Origin of the sequence: Helicobacter anseris (genome assembly GCF_003364335.1) — a bacterium.
GTDB lineage: Bacteria > Campylobacterota > Campylobacteria > Campylobacterales > Helicobacteraceae > Helicobacter_H > Helicobacter_H anseris.
Map to the genome: position 1 here is coordinate 49,675 of NZ_NXLX01000002.1, position 24,478 is coordinate 74,152.

Sequence of the window (24,478 nt, forward strand, 5' to 3'; positions counted from 1 at the left end):
AATATTAAATATTTTACTGAAAAATCTAAAAGTATTGCCCTTATTATAAAAACTAGGCGACATTTTAATAAAACAAAATACTAGCTAAGATTGACAACTTGACCAAGTGCAATAGCAGAATCATTGCTAGGTAAAAAAACATGAAAGTAAAATTTAATATCTTTTTCTTTTTGAAAGAGTTCCTGAATTTTTTCACATAGTGCTTGATTCATAAAAACCCCTCCAGAAAACAAAACTTTTTTTGCTTTTGTTTTTTTACTAAATTCAAGTGCTATATAAGCGAGCGTGTGAATGAATTTTGTCGCAATAACTTTTTTTGGAATCTGATTAAACATATCTTGCACAATAGCCTCTATAAGTGGATGTATTTTTATAATTTTTTTTTGAATTTTAAAAGGATAGATGCCATAATGCACATTTTTTTGATAAAGCGCTTCTAAAAGCATCGGTGCTTGAGAATCATAGGTATTTTTATTGCAAACTCCAATGAGTGCAGCCACTGCATCAAATATTCTTCCAACAGAAGTACAAGTAAAACTTTGTATTTTTTTTTCAATCATTGTATCAAAGAGAGGAAAAATAGAGGGGTAGCTTTTGTGATATTGTTTTTGCAATTTTGCAAAAGTAGTTTTTTTACAAAATTGCTTTGCAAGACAATAGGCAATTTTATAGATCTCTTTTATGCTCTTTTCTCCTCCATAAATGCCCATTTCCTCAAAATGCCCTACTCTTCTGTAAGATTTCAGATTTCCAATAAAAAATTCTCCTCCCCAGATTTTATCATCATCTCCCATTCCTGTCCCATCCCATAAAATTCCAAGAACCTTTTCTTTTGGCATTAGTGTAGAATCTTGAAGCATTGCATCTGCAAAAATTGCACAAAAATGCGCATAATGATGTTGCTTCTTTTCCCAAATCATAGTATATTCTTTACTTTTTTTAGCACCTATATCATAAGAGTGATAATTTTTATGTTTATCACTTATAAGAACATCAGGATGAATGGCATAAAGCATATTAAAAAGCTGATAAGTTTTTTCATAAAAAACAAGTGTATTTGGATGACTTAAATCCCCTATATAAGGAGATAGGATAATATTTTGATTTTTTCTATAAGCTAGAGTGATTTTTTGTTCAGCACCTAAGCCAACTTGCGTTTTATTATTTTTCTTTAAATGAGGAATTTTTAGATGCAATGGTGCATATCCACGAGCAATTCGTAAGATTTGAACCTGAGAGTTTGTAACCTGAACCAAAGAATCATCAATAGGATTAGCAATTTCTCTATCATAATCTAAAATGCCATCACAAAGAGGATAAAGATCTTCTTCAATTCGTAGACGCGTGGTAATGATTGGCTCTGAACTTTGATTTGCGCTTGTAAAAATTATAGGTGTATCTAGGTATTCAAAAAGTAAAAAATGTAGTCCACTATAAGGCAAAATAATGCCTATTTTATTGAGATTTGGTGCAATATCTTGCATCTTTTTGCGTTTCTTTAGCAAAACAATAGGAGATTCTTTGCTTAAAAGCACTTTTTCTTCTTGTTTTGAGACAAAGGCATATTGCCTAGCCATAGCAATATCTTTTACCATAATAGCAAAAGGTTTAAAGGGTCTTTGTTTAAAATCTCTTATTTTTTGAATGCTTTTTTGATGTTTTATAGAACAAGCTAATGCAAAACCACCTGTGCCTTTTATTGCAACTATTCCACCTTGTTGTATAAGCAAAGCACACTGTGTAATTGCATCCTCATTACTAAAAATTTGATTTTTAGAAAAAAAAGTCAAGGGAATATGACAATCCTTACAAGAGAGTGGCTGGGCGTGAAATCTGCGATTTTTTGGATTTAAAAAATCTCTCTTACACGCAGAACAAAGATTAAAATTTGCCATTGTGGTATTCTCTCTATCATAAGGCAGTGCTTTTAGAATGCTGTATCTTGGTCCGCAATTTGTGCAAGTTGTAAAGGCATAGTGTTTAAATCTTGAATGCATTTTAATATCTTCTATACATTCCTTGCAGATTTTTAGATCTTGGGGCAAAATACCATCAAAGAGATTATTTGTTTTTGTAGATTTTAAAATATAAAAATCTTCATAAGATTTTTTAAATTCTATTGTTGTTGTCTGTATTGTTGTAATAATAGCTTGTTGTGGGAGATTTTTCTTGAGTTGCGTTAAAAAACCCTGACATTTTTTATTTATCAAAATTTCTACAAAATTGCCTTTATTTTTTACATATCCAAACAGATTTAATTTTTTTGCAATCCGATAAACATGGGGCCTAAAACCAACCCCTTGCACCAATCCTTTGACAATGATTTTATGATAAAGCATAAATTTGCATTGTTACACAATGCAGACTACCATGTTGTTTAATAAGCGTAGAGCAATCAATAGGAATGACTTTGTAATAAGCACTTAAAGAGGAAATAGCCACAGAATCAAGATCTGGGACATTGTAGATTGGTAAGAGTAGTATCTTATTATTAAGGATTAAAAAGTTTGCATAACTTGCAGGCAATCTCTCACCTTGATAGGAAATATTAGGTAGAGGGAGGGGGATAAGATCATAAGGCTTATTATCCTCTGTTCTTAGATTTTTTAACTCTTCTTGCATTTTTTGCAATTCTTCATAATGCTCATCAGAGGAATCATTGCATTGAATATAAGCAATTGTATGGGGATTTAAGAATCTTGCAAGAGTGTCAATATGGCTATCTGTATCATCACCTGCAAGATATCCATGATGCAACCACAATATCCTATGCACCCCAAGATATTCTTTTAGTTTTTCTTCTATTTGCGTTTGCGTAAAAGCAGGATTTCTATTTTTTTCAAGCAAACATTGAGTATTGGTTAAAAGGGTGCCATTTCCATCTGTATCAATACTACCCCCCTCTAAAATCAAATCTTTTGTCACAAGATTTGAAAAAATATTTTCTTTATAAAGGTGGGTGGAAATTTGATTATCAAAATTGCTTGCAAATTTTAGCCCCCAACCATTAAAACCAAAATCCAATAATTGTATTTGACCTGCTTCTTCAATACTTATAGGACCAAAGTCTCTAGCCCAAGTATCATTAGTCAAACAAGAAATAGTTACAAGATTCTTATGTTTTAAATGTGTTGCAATAAATGCCTTTCCTTCGTCATCTCTTGGATCTAAGCAAAGAATCACTTTTTGCTCTCTTAAAATTGCTTGAATAATTTTTAAAAAATTTTCTCTAGCTTCGGGTAAATAATCTTTCCAATCTGTATTTTGATGTGGAAATGCCATAAGAATTGCTTCTTGTTTTTCCCACTCTGCCTTTAAGCGTCTCATAAGCACCTCATGTTATTTTTGGGTTATAATTCTAACAAAACTTTTGAAGGTTGGATATGATTTTAAGCATTGAAAGCAGTTGTGATGATAGCTCAATTGCTATTACACAAATTCAAGATGCAAGACTATTGTGGCATTGCAAAATTTCTCAAGAAAAAGAACATAGCAGTTATGGTGGCATAGTGCCAGAAATTGCTTCAAGAATGCATGCACAAGACTTACCTCAATTACTAGAAAAAGCAAAAAAAGTTTTTGATTTTAAAGATTTAAAGGCCATAGCAGTTACAACGCAGCCCGGATTAAGCGTAACTTTAATTGAAGGTCTTGTGATGGCAAAAGCACTAAGCCTTGAATTACAAATCCCTCTAATAGGTATCAATCATTTAAAAGGTCATATTTTTTCTTTATTTATCAATAAAGACACTACTACTTTTCCATTGGGTGTTTTACTTGTTTCTGGAGGACATACGCAAATTATTGAAGCAAAAGATTCTAAAAATATGAGAATTATTGCTAATACCTTAGATGATAGTTTTGGCGAGAGTTTTGATAAAGTAGCAAAAATGCTAGGATTGCCCTATCCTGGTGGCCCCATCATCGAACAATTATCACATAAATATCAAAATAATGATTTGTATGATTTCCCTATTCCTCTTAAAAATTACAAAGATATAGCCTTTAGTTTCTCTGGATTAAAAAATGCAGTGCGCCTAATAATTGATAAAGGTGCAGATCATGCAAAAGTGGCAAAAAGTTTTCAAACAACTGCTTGCAAACATCTTTTGCAACAAACAGAACGCTATTTTAAAAGATTTACGACACCAAAATATTTTTCTATAGTCGGTGGAGCAAGTGCTAATATTTTTTTAAGAGAAGAGCTTGATAAACTTTGTAAAAAATATAACAAAACTCTTTTGCTAACCCCTCTAGAATTCTGTTCTGATAATGCAGCAATGATTGGGCGATATGCTAGGGAAAAATTTTTACAAGGAAGTTTTGATGAAATCACAAAACTTCAATGTAGTCCAAAAAGTGGAGACGGAGAGTTTTTATAAAAATTTCTTATTCAATAATTTTTGGAACAATAAAAAAGTTATCCTGAGCACTAGGAGCATTTTTTAATACATCACTAGAAATATTTGCATCAGATACCACATCTAATCGCAATGGGGTTTTTTGATGATTTTGCAAAGAAATATCATCTGTATTAACTTTTTGAATTTTTTCTATAAAATTAAGAATATCACTTAATTGATGCTTAACCTCTTCTTTTTTGCCATCTTCAACTTCAATCATTGCTAATCTCTCAAGCTTACTTAAAAGTTTTTCATCAATCATTGTTCCATTTCCTAGGTTTAATTTTTCAAAATTATATCTTAATTTAAGTCTTATTTGGTATCGATAAAATGAGAATGGTTTTTTGTGATAGAATCTTTTTTTAACTTTTAAGGATAATAAAATTTAATGAAAATATGGAATTGTAAAACTTGGAGGGATTTTCCTATTCAACAACATCCAGTTTATGAAAATCAAGAAGAATTGCTTTTAGTAGAACAGCAATTAAGAGAATTACCTCCTCTTGTATTTGCTAAAGAATCAAGAAGCTTGCAAGACCTATTAGCACTAGCTAGTAAAGGAAAGGCTTTTTTATTGCAAGGTGGCGATTGTGCAGAATCTTTTTTGCATTTTAATGCAGTAAGAATAAGGGATTTTTTTAAAGTTATCATACAAATGAGCGCAATCTTGACCTTTGCAGGGAGTTGCCCTGTGATAAAAGTAGGCAGAATTGCAGGACAATTTGCCAAACCAAGAACAAGTGAAATTGAAACATACAATGGAATAGATTTTCCAAGTTATAGAGGGGATATTATCAATGATATGGAACTGGATTTAGAAAAAAGAAAACCTGATGCTAAAAGAATGTTAAGTGCATATCATCAAAGTGCTTCTACATTAAACCTCCTTAGAGCTTTTGCTAAAGGGGGTTTGGCAGATCTAAAAGAAGTACATCAATGGAATTTAGACTTTGTAAAAAACAATGATTTTGGCAAGCAATATGAAAAACTTGCAGATAAAATTACGCAAACTCTTGGATTTATGGAAGCTTGTGGTATCAATCCACAAAACACTCCACTATTAAAAGAAGTAGATTTCTATACTAGTCATGAGGCTTTATTATTGCACTATGAAGAATCTATGGTGCGTAAAGATAGTTTAAGTGGCGGGTATTATGATTGCTCAGCACATATGCTTTGGGTTGGAGAAAGAACAAGAGCTATAAATGAAGCACATATAGAGTTTTTAAGAGGGATTAAAAATCCTGTTGGGGTTAAGATAGGAGCAAATATTACAAAAGATGAGATTTTAAAAATTTGTGATATTTTAAATCCAAATAATGAGGCAGGTAGATTGAGTTTTATCGTAAGAATGGGTGCGAAAAATATTGAAAAAATATTTCCAAAGCTTTTAGAATCTTTGCTTAAAGAAGGTAGGGAAATTGTATGGAGTTGTGATCCAATGCATGGAAATACCATTAAAGCTAACAATGGTTATAAAACACGAGATTTTCAAAGCATTCTATCTGAAGTAAGAAGTTTTTTTGCAATACATAAAAGTTATGGTAGCTATGCAGGAGGGGTACATCTTGAAATGACTGGAGACAATGTAACAGAATGTATCGGGGGTTCTCAAGAAATTACAGAATCTAGGCTTGCTTGCAACTATAATACACAATGTGATCCAAGATTAAATGCAGTGCAATCTATAGAACTTGCTTTTTTAATTGCAGATTTATTAAAAGATAGAAAAATAGATTAACAAATCTCAGTACCAATCCCGCCGCTTGTAAAAAGCTCTAATAAAATAGAATGCTTGATTCTTCCATCTATAATATGAGCTTTTTCTACTCCGTGTTTTGTGCAATCTAAGCAAGATTGTAGTTTGGGTATCATCCCGCCTGTGATAATATTTTTTTCTTTAAGCTCAGTAAATTTGGTTTGATTAATCGAAGTAATAAGATTTCCTTGATCATCTAATACACCCTTAGTATCTGTGAGAAATATTACTTTAGAGGCATTAACTGCTTTTGCAATTTCACAGGCAACATAATCAGCATTAATATTATAGCCCAAAGGATTATTATCTCCATAAGCAATAGGCGCAACAACAGGAATGAAACCACCTTGCAAAAGTAAATCTAGCAATTGAGGATGCACTTCTGTAATATTGCCCGTAAAGCTTCCATCTTGACTGATGGCCTTAAAAATTTTACCATCTTTGCCATTGATACCAACTGCTTTGCTGCCATGCGTATTTAAAAAATTGCTTAATTCTTTATTGATTTTACCACTCAATACCATTTCAACAACAGGCATTGCTTCTTTGCTTGTAATTCTTACACCATTTACAAACTCACTTGTAATTTGGAGTTTTTCTAGCATGAGATTGATATCCTTTCCCCCACCATGCACAATTATAATTTTAATTCCCAAAAGGTGCAATAAGGATACATCTTTTGCAAAACTTTCTTTCAAATCAGGATTGATTTGTGCAGCACCTCCGTATTTAATCACCATTATCTTATTTCTAAAATGTTGAATAAAAGGTAGGGAATCTAGCAAAATATCTGTTGTATTTGTTGGCATCAAGACTTTTCCTTATTGCATAAATTTTGTGTTATTATACAATCCAAACCAAAAAATGAGGTGCTTTATGAAAAAGATTGTTTTGCTTGATGCAAAAACCCTAGGAAATATTTCTGAATTAGAAGTTTTAAAAACATTAGGAGAATTTATATCTTATGACACTACTCCTGAAACCCTGCTTTATGAAAGGGTAAAAGATGCACAAATCGTATTGACAAATAAGGTAGTTTTTTCACAAGAAATACTAGAGAAATTGCCCAATTTAGAGCTAATTGCAGTTACTGCTACTGGAACAAATATTATTGATATGGAATGCGCAAAAAAACTCGGAATTGAAGTAAAAAATGTCGCGGGGTATTCTACAAAAAGTGTAGCTCAACATACACTTACTTTAGTTTTAAATCTTTTGTCTCAAATATCTTATTATGATAATTATTGTAAAAGTGGAGCATGGGTTAAAAGTGAAATTTTTACCCATTTATCTCAAGGATTAGGACAAATTGATGGAAAACAATGGGGGATTATAGGACTTGGGGAAATTGGAAGAGAAGTTGCAAAACTAGCCACATGTTTTGGCGCTAAAGTTGCCTATACTTCTATCAGCAATCAGCCTCAAGAAGTTGAATATTCATATCAGAGTTTAGAAAAATTGCTTCAAGATTCTGATATTATCTCAATCCATTCTCCCCTTACACCAAAAACAAAAAATCTTCTTAATAAAGATACCCTAGCTTTATTAAAGCAAGATTGCATTTTAATCAATGTAGGCAGAGGTGGCATTGTAAATGAAAATGATGTGGCAGAATATTTAAAAAATAAAAAAATCTATTTTGGAACAGATGTTTTGGAAAATGAACCAATGCAAGCAGGACATCCATTTTTAGAATTAAGCACTTCAGATAGAATCTTAATAACTCCACATATAGCTTGGGCTTATGAAAACTCAAAAAAAGCGCTAATTCAAAAAGTTATAGAAAATATTAAAGACTTTTTAAAATCTTAGTTTTTTGCCTTATTGTTGATTTTAAAAATCTCTGAGGTTGCATTAGGATTCTTTGTGAGACTTTGTTTGATTTTATTTGCAAAGTCTTGCTGGTTTTTAGCTTCTTGCAACGTTTTATAAGGCCCAAAATAATAAGTTGTTCCATTTGATTGCGTATGGATTCTATAGCTAAATTTTGAGAAGTAATTATTGAGTGAGGCATTTATGCTTGGGAGGGCAATAATTTCTATATAAAAACCACTTTCTGGATTACAGCCATTGCATCTGATTTTAGAGGCTTCTATATTAATGGTTTTAAATTCACTTTCAATCTTTTTTTCTTGCTGAATATCTGAATCTATATCCTCTTTTTTTGTAGTTCCAAAACTATACCTTAAGCCTAAATTTGCCGCATAATTTTGATTGATAGTTTTACCCATAAAACCCATCTCACCTTCAATGTAAAATCTTAGTTTTTTTGTGATATAAGAATTGATACCTATATTTGCACTTATCATTTGATTATATGGCATATTCATACTACTTGTAGCACCATTGGAATCTAACTCAAATTTAGCCATACTATAATCCCCAATATAAGATGCGCCGATTCTAAAATCAGTTTGAGTGCCTGAAGTTTTTAATCTATAGGCAAAGACACTACCTACCCTGCCCCTAAAAACAAGAAAATTATTTACTTGTGATAATAATTGTTCATTTTGAATTTTTTGCAAAATCTGCAAATTTGTCAAATATCCTGCAATACCCTCTAGCTGAAAATCCAAAAAGAGTTTTTGATTTTGATCCAAAAATAAGCGATAACCAATTTCTTGAGTAAGAGAGAAAGCATTATTTTTAATATTATCATTTAAATCTTGGGCTTTCGGTGTTGTGTCAATCCTATCATATTTAAATATTGTATCTGTATATATTCCAGAATTTCTGATATAAGAGTAATAAAGAGCACCGCTTAAAATTTGTGACTGCATTTTCCATAAAGAAGAATCAATAAAATTCAAACCATAACTCAAGGCAATACCAATAAAGTGCATACTCTCTTGACTTCCAAAGCCAAAATCATATCCACCTTGAGTGCTGATATAATTATTGGTGACCTGCGTCCCAATATTTTGAGTAATCTGCCCTCCATAGCTTCTTATCCAAAAACTATCGCTATAATCCTCATTTCTCTTTTCACCCAATCTCTTATTGATATTATTAGTATTAGCCAAAAAAACAAGATAATTTACCCCTAAAATACCATATGAATTTTGTGTTGCTTCTGAAGTTAGGGATTTATTATAAGATTTAATATAATAATTATCCACCTCTTGACTGCTTGAGGAATTCTTCTTTTCTGTTTTTTTCTCAAACTCCGTAGTAATAGTAGTATATCCCTGCTCTACTGTTGTAGGTTTAGAAATATCAAAAGCAAAATTATCCTTAGCATTTGATTCTACAGTTGCAACCAAAACTCTTTGATTATATTTAGAAGCATTTTCTAAACTACCTTTTGTATAGTAGGCTTGTAAAATTGCTTTTGTAGTAGCACTATTTGCATCAGCAACATTAGAAATAGTAATAGTGTCGCTTTTGTTATTGATGGGATCTGCATAGAATCTAAAAATAACGCCATCAAGTTTTGATGCATTAGCAATAACAAGATTTGTAAAATTATCCTTACTAATTGCATATTTTGAAGCATATCCACCCGTTGCAATATCAATAATAGTATTACTTTGTGCAAGAGTACTAAGAGAGGCTTCATTGATATCAATACCAATAGAAGAGCTTGCACTTACAGAATCTACCTGTATTCTTGAAGCATTATTTGGGGTTACGATCCATTTGGAACCTTGCTCAAGATTTAAGTTAATATTTCCATTACCATTGGTATTGATGCGAGAGATGAGCGCAGAATTTTTTTGCAATGTTATGATAATAGAATCTTGTGTTTTTGCATTCACAGATGGATTTAAGTTTGCAGTCTGCAAAAAATCTATTTTCCCAATGTAGATTCCAGATATCAGTAGATTATTTTTATTTTCCATAGTAACAACAGTCTGATTATTTTTAAGATATGAAATATCCCTAAAATCCTTCAAAATTGCATTAGCCTTAGTGGAATCCAAAGTAAGCATAATGCCATTTTTATAATCATTGCTATCAATAGTTGTATCTGCATCATTTGTCACATCACTACTTTCAGAAAAAATAATACTCGTATTGCCTCCATAATAATTAATCTGACTTTGAGCACTTGAAGTCCCTTGTATGACGAGAATATTTTTACTAGATGTTTCTGTAGTAATATCTACAAGTGGCTTAGTCACAAAATTTTTTAATGTCACTCTAACATTATTCTCTCCACCATTGCTAGCCAATAATAAACCACTTAATGCACTTACGGCTTCTGAAGTAAGAGTATTGATTGCACTAGTTCCATTTGCTTCCATTTTTCCAAAACTAATATTTGAAGATTTTTGAAATTTAAATGTATTTTTTCCAGCATCTAATGCAAGTATATTACCAGCAATACTCATAGAATCAAGTGTTAGACTATTCTCACCACCCTGTATAGCCGAAATATCAGCATTAATACTAGAGGTATCTGCACTTTTTCCACTAAGAGTATTTTTAGCGTTTTCTCCACTGGCTAATAATGCATTATCCCCTTGAGTGCTTTTTTCTAGTGTAATTTGAGTTAATGCATTAAGAGTAATAGTATTTTTTGAAGCTACTTCATTAGCAAAGATACTTCCTAATATAGAAGAATTTTGATTAGAGGTATTTTCATCACCAAGGACTATTGTGTTAAATCCTGATTTATTTGCAATAATATTTCCAGATAATGTTAGATTACTTAGAGTGATGATATTTTTTCCACCATTATTAGATTGAATATTACCAGTAATGGTGCTATTTTTTATTGAACTATTTGATTGCTCAATTAAAGTATTGCTTGACCCATTACCATTTGCTAGTATCGCATCATTAGTATTTGAAGCAATAAGTTGCAAGGTAAGATTATCAAGTTGTATATCATTTTTAGAATCTCTACCATCTGCCTTGATATATCCATTTTGAATTTCCAGGGTTTTTATTTTAGAAATTGTATTACTTCCGCTATCTTGTGCGATAATATTTCCAGATATTGTGCCTGTTGTATTTCCACTAGAGGGACTGCTTGCATCTAATGTTTGAGTAATAAGATTTTTTGCCCCTTCCTTGTTGGCAAATAAAGCATAAGTAGAATCAGAATTTGTGATAGAAAAGCTTGAGTTTTGAGCAAAGTTAATATTATTATTTGACATTTTTCCATCTGCAATAATAGTTTTTGAAGTAAGTGTGGTTTGGGTAATATTTAAGATATTACTACCTGTAGTTGCCTTAATGTCTCCGATAATTTGATTACTTTTAGATGAATTTGCGCTATTTTGAATATTGATTGTGTTTGCTCCTTCATTTTCTGTAAGTATGTCTCCAGTAATATCTAGTGTTTTTAAAGTGATTGTATTGGTGCCAGATTGTGCTAGTATATTTCCAGTAATAATATTTGCAGAAGCACTGTCTCCAGAGATAGTATTACTTGCTTGAGCATTTTTGGCAAAGATGGCATTTTGTGTTTCCTGATTTGCGATAAGCGTCATTGTTGAGGTGTCATTTAAAATAATTTCATTTTGCGACGTTGTATTTTGAGCAATTACTTCAAGATATAAGTTTTCTAATTTTGCATTAGATTTTGCCGTGACTTTATTAGAGACTTCATCACCTTGAGCTTTAATATAACCATCTTTGATAAAAGAATTAGCATTAAGTGTAATATCATTTGAAGCATTATTAAGAGAGGCTGAAAGAGAGCCTGTCATCTCTAGTTTATTTTGAAAATCATAAGTATTTTTTCCACCATTAAAGCTTGTAATATTGCCTTCAATTTTCCAAGAATTGCTAGTTTTGTCACTAATGATATTTTTTGCATTTTCTCCTTGGGTATAAATAGCATCTTTGCCTGTTCCAATATCTTGATTGTCCTTATTCTTAATCTGCGTTCCCTTAAGATATACAGTTACACCATCTAGTGTTAAATTATTTTTAGATTCTGCACTATCACCAATAGCTACTAAATACCCCTCAAAAGAACCTGTTGTAAAATTAAGCGTATTGGTAGAGCTATCACTCAAAGCCTGTATAGAACCTATAAAATTTAAATTATTAAAAATAAGTGTATTAGTAGCTGTATCGGCAATAATATTGCCATTCATATTACTTAGGGCAGTATTGCCAAAATTGACAGTATTTCGTCCATGATTTTTGGCAAAAATATCTCCATTCATTGTAATTTTTTTGAGAGTAATTTCATTGACCCCATTATCTAAAGCATTAATATCTCCAGTAATTTCATTATCAGTCCCTCCAGCAGTATTATCTGTGATGGTATTTTTAGAGTTAGTATTATCACTTGCAAGAATTGCAATGTTTGTGCTATTTATTTTGATTATACTTGAGTTTTCCAGTGTAATAGCATTACTGCTAGAACCATCACCCTTGGCTTGGATAAGAGTGCTTTCTAGCACTCCACCTGTTGCATTGATAGTATTGTTTCCATTCTGTGCCTCAATGCTATTGCTTTTAAGCAGGGTGTTGATTGCTTTAATCTCATTTCTTCCATTATTTTGTGCAAGAATTTTTTGAGTAATCTCTAGGTTAGAAGCTGTTAATTCATTATTTCCAGAATCTGCAATAAGAGATCCTATAAGTTTAGAAGCACTTGTATTATCGCTGATAGTATTATTACCACCAGCATTAGCCAAAATATTGCCTTTTAAAGCAGAACCTTCAAAGGTAATGGTATTTTTTCCACTAGCATTTGCGATAATATCACTTGAAGAATTTGAATCTTCTGTGCTTGTAATCGTAATAGTATTTTCTCCATTATCATTTGCGATAATTCCTTGAGAGATTGTTGCATTTTTTAGAGTGATTGTATTAGAACCACTACTATCAGATTCTATACTACCGGTAATAGCAGTTTGTTTTGTATCATTACCAAGTTCTATAGCATTTGCCCCAGAAACTGTTGCAAGCATCTTGCCACTAACCCCTCCTCCATAAAGCTTGATATCATTATTACCACTTGAAGTTGCGGTAATATTGCCTGCAATTTGTGTTAGATAAAATTCTAAAATATTTTTTGAAGATGTATTTTGTGCGGTTATATCCCCTTTAATGGAACTTGTTTGAGAGCTTGTATCTTCACTAATTTTTATCGTATTATTGGCACCATCTGCAGTGATATTGCCTGTCATATTAAGAGATTTTAATGTGATATCATTGCTACTATTTGTAGAAGAGATAATATTCCCAGCAATATCCAAAGAATCAAGAGTGATGGTATTTGTAGCGCTACTTGAAGCTTCTATATTGCCATTCAAAGTGAGATTTTTTAAAGTGATGGCGTTTGTTCCAGAACTTGCAATAATATCCCCAAGAATTTTGTGATTTCCAGTACTATCACCACTAATTGTATTAGAACTTGAAGTATAAATTGCAGTATTAGTATTTGTTCCTTGATTTGTAAGATTTAAGGTAGCATTACCATTTAATGTAATACTATTTGTTCCACCAGTACTACTAGAAATAAATCCTGTGACAGAAGCATTACCACCTAATATAATAATATTTGAAGAAGTAACTCCATTGCTTCCTTCAGCAATAATACTTACAAGTTTTCCACCATTGCTTAAAGTTATTGTATTTTTCCCACCATTACTAGCTTTAGTATCTCCCCCAACAATTAAAGAGCTTAAAGTAATAGTATTGCTTCCACTATCTTTAGCGATGATTCCTCCACTAATATTTCCAGCATCAGATGTATTTCCGGTGATAGTATTAGATGAATTACTTCCACTTGCTAAAATACTTGAAGAATCCGTTGTGGTGATTGTAGTTTCAAGCCTTGCATTACCATTTAATGTAATACTATTTGTTCCACTATTTTCACTAGCAATATAGCCTAAAATATTTGAATTTTCTTGAAGAGTAATAGTATTTGCACTACTATTTCCTTGAGCAACTACACTTCCCTTCAAATCAAAGTTTTTTAGACTGTTGAGAGTGTTTTTTCCACCACTATTAGCATCAATATTTCCAGTTATAATGCTTCTTGGAGCATTGGTATTTCTAAAATCAGTAATCGTATTTGTTCCATTATTAGCAGAAATACCAGAAATATTTAAAAAACTATTGTTCCGTAGATTGATGGTATTTTTTCCAGAATTAGCAACACTAATACCGCCATTTTGCATAAAAGTATTATTAGTAAAGCTTACAGTAGTAGAATTTCCGCTCCCACTTGTATGAATATTACCATTGATACTATCATTAGGATTTTGAGAATCTCCAATAATAACTTGTTTATCTTTTTCAGAGGTATTGTTTATGGGATCTGCAGCACTTGATATTTGTGGATAAAAAATAATAGCAACAGATGTGGCAATAAAAGTCTTTGTAATCATATAAAATAATGCAATATTATTTTTCACTCAAGCAACCAACTTTTATTTTTTAGCCTTATTATTAATTTTATAGATTTCTGCATTTGCATTAGGACTTTTAATAAGACTTGCTTTAACTTTATTAATTTCTTCCTGTTTTGATTTTGCTTCAGAAATATTCTTAAATGGACCTATAAAATAAATCGCCTTTCCATCCTCTTGGGTATGTATTCTATAATTATAACGATTAAGATAATTATTTAATCCAGCATTTGCTCTTGGGAGTTCAATAACTTCAAGATAAAAACCACTTTCTGGATTACATCCATTACACTTAATATTTGATACTTCAATATTTAATGTCTTAAAATCACTTTCTATATTATCCTGTGTCTGTGCTTGAGAGCCGAAAGTTGCCTCACGCTTCATAGTTCCAAAACTATATCTTAAACCCAGATTTGCTGCATAGTTTTGATTGATAGTTTTTCCTATAAATCCCATTTCCCCTTCAAGATATAATCTTAAATTTTTTGTTAAATAAGAATTGATTCCAAAATTTGCAATAAGCATTTGATTAAAACCAATACTCTTAGAATCTGTAGCAATTTTTTCTACTTCAAGATTAATAGTCGCCGTATTATAATCTGCAATATAAGAAGTCCCTATTCTAAAATCTGTTTGATTTTTAGATGTTTTTAGTCTATAGCCAAAAATACCACCAGCTCTGCCTCTAAAAATATAAGAAGTATCTGTTTTTACATGTAATTGTGCTTCAATCTTGTCTGAATATTGCTGCAATACATCAGAACCACTCATATAAGCACCAATAAATTCACTTTGAGCTTCAAAGAAAAAACGATTTTGACTATCAAAATACGCACGATATCCAATCTCTTGAGTGAGTGATATTGCTGTACTTTGCATATTTTTACTTAAGTCTTGAACTTGTGGTTTTGTATCAATATAATCATATTTAATTATAGTGTCTGTATATAGTCCAGAATCTTTTACAAAAGAATAATATAAAGCCCCACTTAAAAGCTGAGAATGCATTTTCCATGCGCTAGATAGAAGCTCATTAGCACTATAACCAAATGCAAAACCAATATATTGCATTCCGCCATTGATTGCTAGACCAAAATCATATCCTGTCTGTGTGCTTATATAGTTATTAGTTACTTCAATACCTTGATTTTGAGTGATTTGTCCAAGATAAGTTCTTGCCCATAAACCATGATTATAGGCCTCATCTCGCACCTCACCTAATCTTTTATTAATATTATTTGTATTTGCTAAAAATACCAAATAATTAACAGATAACATACTATAAGAATTTTTTGATTGCTCTGGATTAATCTTAGCACTATAACCTTTAATGTAATAATTATCTACTTGATTAGCTGATTGAGAGGTTTTGGTAATAGGAGACTTATCCTCTGTTTTTTTGATAAATTCTGTTGTCACAAGTAGATATCCTTGCTCTACGGTGGTTGGTTTTGAAATATCAAATGCAAATTTATCTTTTGCACCACTACCAACAGTCGCTACAAGAGTATTATTAACACTAAGATTTTCATCATCTTGATAAATATAATTTACAGCATTCTGCAAACTCTCTGCTGTATAATAAGCTTGTAAAAAAGCACTTTTAGTTTCAGAACTAGAATCCACACCATTTACTTTGATGATATCACTCTGTTTATTTGTTGTATCTGCATAAACTCTAAAAATTACATTATCTAAATTTGAAGCCTGTGCAATTGATAGAGTTGTGTGACTACTTTTATCAATGCCATACTTTGTTGCATAACCACTTGTTGCAAGGTCAATAATAGTATTTTGTTGCACTAAAGTATCTTTTTGCATTTCATCTTCACTTAGAATCATATTGGAAGATTTTAAATTATTAATGCTTACGCCAGAGCTATCTGTTGGAATAATCATCCATTTTGAACCTTGAGTGATTTCTAAATTCAGTTTTCCATTTCCATTTGAATATAACGATGCTATAAGACTAGCATTTTCTTCAAGTTTTAAATTAATTTCATTAGCACCTGTTGCACCTTGACTTAGTTTTAAAAAATTTATATCCCCCACATAGCTACCAGCTATTGAATAATTTTCCTTATCTTGCATAAATACACGCGTAAAATTTGAAAAGAGTCTATCTATGGTTCTAAAGTCTTTAAAAATATCATTTGCCTTATTTGCATTAAGTGTAAGCATAATTCCATCACTATAAGCAGAAGCATTGATATCTTGCCCTATATCAGAACCGCTACTCTTACTTTGTGCAAATACAACTGTTGTGTTACCTCCATTATAAGATATATTTGCTTGTGCTGCACCCACTTGCTGAGCTATGATTTTATTGATGGCTTGATTGGTAGTTTCAACACTAAGCTTTAATGTGTCAGTAGTATTCTGTCCATTTTGTGCAAGTGTAAGAAAAAGTCTGTTTTCTGCACCATCCTTAGCACTTATAAAAAAGTGATCCTTTTGCTCTATCAGATTAGTAAAGCTAAAATCATTGTAATTTAATGCATTAAGAGAATTGCCTCCTTGGGAAATAATGCTTTGGGTTTCTGTTATATTACCTTTTGTAAGATTTATGGCATTACTACCACCACTTTGAGCGATAACATTGCCACTCATGGAAGCTTTATCAAATTCAATAGTATTTTTACCAGCATTTTTTGCAGTAATATCACCAGAGATTTTCAAAATCTTTCCACTGCTACTATCTTTGATTATATTGCTTGCACCATCTCCATTGGCTAAGATTGCATTATTACCACTCTCATCTTTCGTAATCAATGCCTCTGCATCTTTATTAAAAGTAATAGAGTTTTTAGAATCTGCTCCATTTGCAAAAATAGCACCAGTAAAACCTGCTTTTATAGGTGTGTTATTTCCATTTTGAATAGTTTTAAGTGTCCCTCCAATAGAAATAGTATTGCTTCCACTATTATTAGCACTTAAATTACCTGTAATATCTAATCCAATGAGACTAATTTCATTTTTTCCACCATTGTCTGATGTGATATTTCCTGTAATTGTGCTATTTTTGTAGGATTTTCCATTATCTGTGATTTTATTAATCGCATCATTTTTATTAGCATAAATGGCATTTTTATCATTATTTGCAATAAGAGCCATAGTCGAAAAATCAGAAAGAACGATGCTGTTTGTAGATAAATCTCCATTTGCTGATATATATCCATCAGTCAAATTTAATAAATCAATCTGTTCTACAATATTACTACCTCCATTACTTGCAATAATATTTCCTTCAATCACATTTGCAGTATTGCTTTTACTATAAAGAGTATTTTTACTATCAAATCCACTTGCAATCAAAGCATCTTGATTGGCATTTTTGATACTAATACTACCAAAAACAGTATTTTGTGAATTTTCTTTAATAGAGATAGTATTTTGACCACCATCAGTAGCCTGTATCATACTGGCTTTAATACTTGAATAACCCTGAAGAGTAAGGGTATTTTTACTATCTGGATTATTTGCAATGATATTGCCTGTAATTAGCATTTGATTATTTTGTGGAGTGGCATTAGGAGTAGTATTATTTATACTATCATTATTATAAGTTAAAATATTGCTTCCTCCATTATTTGCAACAATATTGCCTGTGATAGAATGACCACCTTGAGTAATATCAATAGTATTGTTACCATTATCTGCAAGAATTGCTATACCATCCACTCCAGCAGTAACTTTAAGGGCATTTGCAGTGATATTTGTGCCATTATTTGTAATTTTGATAGTATTTTTAGCACTATTTTCACTCGCTCCAATAAGGGTAGCTGTAATACTAAGATTGCTAACCTTATCTAGTGTATTGACACCACCATCTTTAGCAATAATATTGCCATTAACACTTCCTTTATTCCCAGAGATTGTATTGCTAGCTCCATCTCCATTTGCAAAGATACTAATTCCATTAGAATCACTTGCAAGATTAAAGGTTGAAGTGCCTTCAAAAGTTAGAGCATTTGTCGCATTAGTGTTTTGGGTAGCAGGGGTATCTGTTTCTTCTTGAGGAGCGATTGTGTTATTTTCAACAATTGCTTGTAGATAAGAATTTGTTAAAGTAGAGCTATCAGAAAAAGTTAAAGCATTTGATACGCCACTTCCTTGAGCAAGGATAACGCCATTTGCGATAGATGAACTATCTTTAATTCCTATGGTATTACTCGCATCAGTATTTGTAGATCTAATAGAACCAGTGATTTGAATTTTGTTAAAAGTGTAATTGTTTTTTCCACCACTATCAGCAGTGATATTTCCATTTATCGTATGTTGATTTGAGGATTTATCCTCAATTTTGTTGATAGATTGAGCTCCTTGTGTGAAAATTGCATCATTCCCAGAACCTACTTTTTGACCATCAGCATTGATAATCTGTGCTCCCTTAAGTTTCATTGTAGAATCAACATCTATACTCAAAGTATTGCTAGCGGCTTTTTCATTTGAAATTGCCACCATATAGCCATCATTTAGTGTGCTGGAAGCAAGGGTTAAAGTATTTGTAGAACTATCTACCAAAGCTTGGATAGAACCAGTCATATCTGCACTCTTTAGGGTTACCACATTAGTCGCATTATTTGCAACAATATTACCTTTGAGACTATTGCCATTTTGATTTTCTCCAAAGCTAATAGTATTTTTGCCTTCCTCGTTTGCAAGAATATCTCCTTGCATAGAAACATGCTTTAGAGTAATAGTGTTTTGGCCAGATCTTGCAAGGATATTCCCAATAATATTGCTTTTTTGAGCATTTGTTGTTTTATCATCTATAGTGTTTGAAGCACCTTTGCCATCTGCTAGAATAATAATATTATCTTGAGATTGCAGAGTAAGAGAAGAAGTGCCATTTAAAGTAATAGTATTGACTGCTGTGGACAATGGTGTTACAACAGGTGGAGTTACCTCACCTCCCCCTTCATTATTATTACCATCATCTGCACCATCAGATACTTCCCCCTCTCTCATCTCTCCATTATTCTGAGTTCTTGCTACAATACTACCAGAGTTAAAGTTAGAAGCTCCATTGATAGTAATAGTATTGCTAGCCTCACTTGAAGCTAGTGCTTGCAGGTTTCCGCTAAGTGTGGCATTAGTGGCATTAAGAGTATTTTTACCATCTTGGGCATTAATATTTCCCGTGAATGTTGAAGTTTTTCCATTATTTGTATTTCCAAAGTTTAGAGTATTGCTACCAGAACTTTGAGCAATAATATCGCCATTCATTGTAAGTTGATAGAGTGAAATATTATTGCTACCACTATTGTCTGCTTGTAAGATTCCATTGATGATATGATTAGCTTGATTTGTAGCATTGGCTCCATTTGCAATGATATTTTTCGCATTATTTCCAGTAGCATGGATAGCAAATCCTGTTTGCAAATCTGCTACAAGAGAAAGACTTGAGTTAGTGTCTGAAAAATTTATTGTATTAGTAGAACCTCCTCCTTGAGCGATAATATACATATTACTGATACTAGAAGTATTGTTGAGTGTAATGGTATTTTTACCGCCATTATCACTATTGCTATCAGCCAAAATATATTTAATTTCTTCACCACCGATTTTTGCACCACTAAAGTTAATTGTATTTACGCTAGAGCTAAACTTTGTAAGAGCACTAATATTGCCATAAAAACTATTATCCGTGCCATTATTTCCAAAAGTAATTGTATTACCACCAGAGTTATCAGCAATAATATCTCCAGTCATAGAAATATGTTTTAAGGTAATGGTGTTTTTACCATCATAATCACCTTTGATATTACCAATGATAGTATGTGTGCCTGTGCCATTATCTGTGATAGTATTTTTTGCACTCACACCATCTGCTAAAATAGCATTTGAATCATTATTGCTAATAAGATTTATAGAAGCATTGCCACTAAGAGTAATAGTATTGATTGTATTGCTGATGTTGGTTCCTGTCCTTGCTTCTTGCTTTGCTAATATAAAGGTATTGTGTATAGTAGAATTATTGCCAAGAGTGATGGTATTGCTTGTTTCTATTGTATTGTCTTGATTAGAGCTAGCGGTAATATTTCCTGTTGTATTTTCATTGATTTTTAGGGTTGTGATATTGATAGTATTTTGACCCATTTGATTTGCAAGAATATTACCAGATATTTGATTTGTAGCAGTAGATGAACAGGTGATAGAATTGCTTGTATTATACCCACTTGCAGTAATTGCATTATTTTTAGCATCTCCTACAAGACTTATAGAAGAAGTATTATTAAGTGTAATGATGTTTTTAGTTTCAGAAATTGTATTATTTTGTGTTTGAGATTCCTGAGAAGCCTCTATATAAGTATTGGTTATTGAACTTGTTTCATTTAGTATAATAGTATTACTTGTCTCTCTAGAACTAGCATTGCCTGCAGATGCTTTGATATATCCAGAATTACTATCAATATTCGTATTAGTAAGTGTTAGTTTATTTCTTCCTTTATCATTTGCAAAAATATTTCCGCTTATCGTGCTATTTTTTCCTGTTGCTCCTAAGGTAAGAACATTGACTCCACTAGTATCTGCGAAGATATCCCCACTAATAGCCACATTTTTTAAAGTGATATTATTTCCACCTTTTTGACTTGCATCTTGCGTGCTATCTTTGGCATAGATGTTTCCATTGATAGTGCTTTGAGTATTGCCACTAGATTCATCTTTGATTTTATTGTAAGCTTGAAGTGTTTCTGAAAAAATAGCATCATTTCCTGTGCCAATCTGATCCCCATTACTATCAGTAATTCTACCTCCTGCTAGCTGCAAAATAGCATTATTATTTAGAGTTATTGCATTGGTTGCTTTTTTTTCTGTATTTGTGCCTTGTGAGGCGATATATCCAGAAATATTCGCATTATTATTAAGATTAATAGTATTTATAGAATCTGCTGCACCTTGAGCATTGCTACTATCCGCTAGAATATTTCCAGTAATACCACTAGTATTTGTAGAGCCAAGTGTGATAGTATTGGTGCCATCATATGAAATAACATCTCCAGTGATTTGCAATGCTTGGACTTGTATCTCATTTTTACCTTTATTTTCTGCATAGATATTTCCAGTGATAGAGCCACTAGTATTTGTTGTAGTATTAATCTCTTTAAAAGTATTTGTAGCATCTGTTCCAACAGCTTGAAACGCATTAGTATTATTATTAGAAGCTATACTTACATTTGCACCATTATTAAGAGTTAAAACATTTCTACCAGCATCTCTAGCTATAAAACTTCCTGATACACTAGCTTGAGCATTATTTTGAAAATCTACAGTATTTTCCCCATGACTTTGCGCTTGGAAATTCCCTGTGATATCGGCTGTTTTAAGATCAAGTTTATTATTTCCAGCATTATAAGCACTAATTTCACCCGTAATAGTTAGATTATTCAAAGTGATAGTATTTTTTGCACCTGTTTTTGTATCTTGATGATTGCTACCGCTATCAGCGACAATATCACCTTGAATACTATTGTTACCCGTAGTGCCTCCTGTGATGGAATTACTTGCATTAACTCCAGTTGCATAGATTGCATAGGCATCGCTTTGAAGTGCTATGGAAGAAGTATTATTTAGCGTTAGGGTATTTGTGGATGTTTCAGCTCCTGTATTATTTGAAGCATTTGCAGTGATAGAACCATTTCTTAAAATAGAGTTATTATTCATTGTCACTTCATTCTTAGATCCATTGTCACTAGCACTTAGCGAACCTTCTAAGATTCCAGAACTTGTAGTATTTTCTCCCATCGTGATGGTATTTGTCCCACCACTTTGAGCAGTGATATTGCTAATAAGGGATTTTGTAGTATCAGTTGTTTTAATGGTGATGGTGTTTGTTCCAGCATTTTGTGCCAAGATACCTTGCGTGATAGTAGTATTTGCTAAATCAACAGTATTTTTTCCACCATCTGCGATAATAGAACCTGTAACAAGAGTTCTAGTTGCCGAATCATTTTTTTCTTTTATAGTATTATTACCATTTTTTTCTGCAGTGATATTACCAATCAATGAAGTGTGATTAGTAAAGGTAATATCATTTGTTCCTTGTGCATTGGCGATGATATTTGTGGTTATGATACCATTTTCTTTACCACCTAGTGTAATGGTATTTTTGGCACCAGTTCCACCAGCAGTGATGCCTTGAGTAATTGCAATATTTTTTAGCATGATAGTATTGGTGCCATTATCTTTTGCAGCAATGCTGCCTGTGATGGTAGATTGTTTGTCAAATGGATTGTTATCGGTAATTTCATTCTGACCATTTTTTTCTGCACTAATACTCCCTGTCATCTCCACAGATTGTATATCAATAGTATTTTTTCCGCCATTAGTGGCCGTAATATTAGATTTAATTATCCCTGTAAAGGTTTTATTGCCTAATGTGATAGTATTGCTAGCATTTGCTCCTTCAGCAAAAATCCCCCCTTCTACATTTCCATTATTAAACTCTATACTATTGCTTCCATTGGCTTGAGCTTTGATATAGCCTGTTATATCAGCTTTAGTCCCTCCGTTACCCAAAACCAAAGTGTTTTTTCCTTGAGATTCCGCAGTGATATTGCCACCTACAGAGCTATCTTTTAAAGTAACTATATTCTCGCTATTTTTACCATTTGTCCCAGAAGCAATAATGCTTCCCGTAATGGTGACATTTGTAAAATCAAGAATATTTTTTCCTCCATTTTTTGCTTCAATATTTCCAGTAATAGTGCTTTTATCAGTAGAACCAAATTTACCAAGAGTGATAGTATTATTACCACTATCTGTGGTGACATCTCCTGTCATTGTGAGTTTTTCTAAAGTGATGGTATTTTTTCCATTGTTTTTTGCAGAGATATTTCCAGTGATTTTGTGATTTCCTGTGCTATTGCCACTGATAGTATTGCTACCATTGGAGCTAAATATAGCAGCAGAATCTGTATTGCTTCCTTTTGTAAGATTTAAAGTTGATTCCTGATTAAGGATAATAGTATTAGTTCCATTGGCACCATTGGTTTCAAGATTGGAGATATATCCCTTGATACTTGCAGTGCCATTTAAATTGATAGTATTTGTAGAATCCGCCCCTGTTGTAGTGATATTTGTCAAAAATCCCTGCTCTATTGTAACAGTGTTACTTCCACCATTGACTGCTTTGATGTCTCCACTAACTTCAAGATTTTTTAAATCTATGGTATTGCTACCTTTATCTTTTGCTACTACATTTTTTTGGATAGTATTTTTTTCCTCTGTAGTGCCTTTGATAGTATTACTAGAACCTTCGCTATCTGCAAGGATACTTGCTCCTTCTGTTTGTTCTACACTAGTGGTGATACTTAGCTTTGCACCATTATTAAGAGTAATAATATTTATCCCTTTATTAAGAGCTGCAATATAGCCTGAAAGCGTAGTGCCCCTATCAAAACTTAGAGTATTTTGACTACCTTTGCCATCTGCAATGATAGCTCCAGAAATAGCAGTATTTCTGAGATTATTGATAATATTTACCCCTTCTTTTTGCGCAAAAATAACACCTTTTATACTTCCTGTGGCAGTTCCTGTTGTGATATCACTGATAGTATTTTTAGCATTCACACCACTTGCAAGGATAGAGTAAGCAGGGTCTGTTTGAGCATTTCCATTGGTGCTAGCTGTGAGGTTTAAGACAGAGTTTTCTTGAAGTGTTATAGTATTTGTAGCACCTGTATTGGTTCCTGTGCCATTTGTAGTAGTAGCTGAGATTTGTCCATTTTGCATACTAGAGTTGCCTCTAAAATCTACAGTAGTATTACTATTATTACCACTTGTTTTGATAGAGCCACTCAAAGTTTCTCCGCCAGTAGCCGTTCCTATTGTCTGCTTTTTATCCGCATCATTATCATTAGTGATACTTTCCTGTTGTCCAAAGCTTGACACTGGACAGAGTAATCCTGCTATAGATAATGCCACAAACGAATGTTTAACATTAAAAATAAAACTTAATTGTCTTTTACCCATCGCACACT

General features: G+C 32.3%; 9 protein-coding genes. 3 read left to right on the forward strand and 6 right to left on the reverse strand.

Annotated features, from left to right (window positions below; genetic code table 11):
* Window positions 1-80 precede the first annotated feature (80 nt).
* The gene (gene hypF / locus CQA57_RS01405) at window positions 81-2,339 is read right to left on the reverse strand and encodes a carbamoyltransferase HypF (RefSeq protein ID WP_115578450.1); all 2,259 of its coding nucleotides are present in this window, start codon (window positions 2,337-2,339) and stop codon (window positions 81-83) included.
* Complete coding sequence (locus CQA57_RS01410) at window positions 2,326-3,327, reverse strand: agmatine deiminase family protein (RefSeq protein ID WP_115578451.1); 1,002 nt, start codon at window positions 3,325-3,327, stop codon at window positions 2,326-2,328. Before CQA57_RS01410 ends, hypF begins: the two co-directional genes overlap by 14 nt.
* Before the next feature lie 56 nt (window positions 3,328-3,383).
* Between CQA57_RS01410 and tsaD the strand changes: the two genes are divergently transcribed.
* The gene (gene tsaD, locus CQA57_RS01415; RefSeq protein ID WP_115578452.1) at window positions 3,384-4,382 is read left to right on the forward strand and encodes a tRNA (adenosine(37)-N6)-threonylcarbamoyltransferase complex transferase subunit TsaD; all 999 of its coding nucleotides are present in this window, start codon (window positions 3,384-3,386) and stop codon (window positions 4,380-4,382) included.
* 7 nt (window positions 4,383-4,389) lie between these two features.
* On the opposite strand, the gene gatC is transcribed toward tsaD, so the two are convergent.
* On the reverse strand, window positions 4,390-4,665 hold the full coding sequence (gene gatC / locus CQA57_RS01420) for an Asp-tRNA(Asn)/Glu-tRNA(Gln) amidotransferase subunit GatC (protein ID WP_115578453.1): 276 nt from the start codon (window positions 4,663-4,665) through the stop codon (window positions 4,390-4,392).
* Window positions 4,666-4,791: 126 nt separating this feature from the next.
* Between gatC and CQA57_RS01425 the strand changes: the two genes are divergently transcribed.
* A complete protein-coding gene (locus CQA57_RS01425; protein WP_115578454.1) occupies window positions 4,792-6,144 on the forward strand; it encodes a class II 3-deoxy-7-phosphoheptulonate synthase in 1,353 nt (450 codons plus the stop codon).
* Here CQA57_RS01425 and argB read toward each other — a convergent pair.
* Window positions 6,141-6,971, reverse strand: coding sequence for an acetylglutamate kinase (argB, locus tag CQA57_RS01430; protein ID WP_115578455.1), 831 nt, complete (start codon window positions 6,969-6,971; stop codon window positions 6,141-6,143). The genes CQA57_RS01425 and argB overlap by 4 nt on opposite strands.
* Before the next feature lie 67 nt (window positions 6,972-7,038).
* Here argB and CQA57_RS01435 point away from each other — a divergent pair, with 67 nt between their 5' ends.
* Entirely contained in the window at window positions 7,039-7,974 is a 936-nt protein-coding gene (locus tag CQA57_RS01435; protein ID WP_115578456.1) for a D-2-hydroxyacid dehydrogenase, read from the forward strand.
* On the opposite strand, the gene CQA57_RS01440 is transcribed toward CQA57_RS01435, so the two are convergent.
* Both CQA57_RS01440 and CQA57_RS01445 read right to left on the reverse strand, forming a co-directional pair.
* The gene (locus CQA57_RS01440; protein ID WP_115578457.1) at window positions 7,971-14,495 is read right to left on the reverse strand and encodes a hypothetical protein; all 6,525 of its coding nucleotides are present in this window, start codon (window positions 14,493-14,495) and stop codon (window positions 7,971-7,973) included. The two genes, CQA57_RS01435 and CQA57_RS01440, sit on opposite strands and share 4 nt — an antisense overlap.
* A 15-nt stretch (window positions 14,496-14,510) precedes the next feature.
* Window positions 14,511-24,470: a hypothetical protein gene (locus tag CQA57_RS01445; RefSeq protein WP_147288337.1), complete on the reverse strand. Its 9,960-nt coding sequence runs from the start codon at window positions 24,468-24,470 to the stop codon at window positions 14,511-14,513.
* Window positions 24,471-24,478: the final 8 nt, after the last annotated feature.

Excerpts from the sequence above, each read along its gene's own strand:
- hypF (WP_115578450.1), bottom strand. The coding sequence starts at position 2,339 with ATGCTTTATCATAAAATCATTGTCAAAGGATTGGTGCAAGGGGTTGGT.
- CQA57_RS01410 (WP_115578451.1), bottom strand. The coding sequence starts at position 3,327 with ATGAGACGCTTAAAGGCAGAGTGGGAAAAACAAGAAGCAATTCTTATG.
- tsaD (WP_115578452.1), top strand. The coding sequence starts at position 3,384 with ATGATTTTAAGCATTGAAAGCAGTTGTGATGATAGCTCAATTGCTATT.
- gatC (WP_115578453.1), bottom strand. The coding sequence starts at position 4,665 with ATGATTGATGAAAAACTTTTAAGTAAGCTTGAGAGATTAGCAATGATT.
- CQA57_RS01425 (WP_115578454.1), top strand. The coding sequence starts at position 4,792 with ATGAAAATATGGAATTGTAAAACTTGGAGGGATTTTCCTATTCAACAA.
- argB (WP_115578455.1), bottom strand. The coding sequence starts at position 6,971 with ATGCCAACAAATACAACAGATATTTTGCTAGATTCCCTACCTTTTATT.
- CQA57_RS01435 (WP_115578456.1), top strand. The coding sequence starts at position 7,039 with ATGAAAAAGATTGTTTTGCTTGATGCAAAAACCCTAGGAAATATTTCT.
- CQA57_RS01445 (WP_147288337.1), bottom strand. The coding sequence starts at position 24,470 with ATGGGTAAAAGACAATTAAGTTTTATTTTTAATGTTAAACATTCGTTT.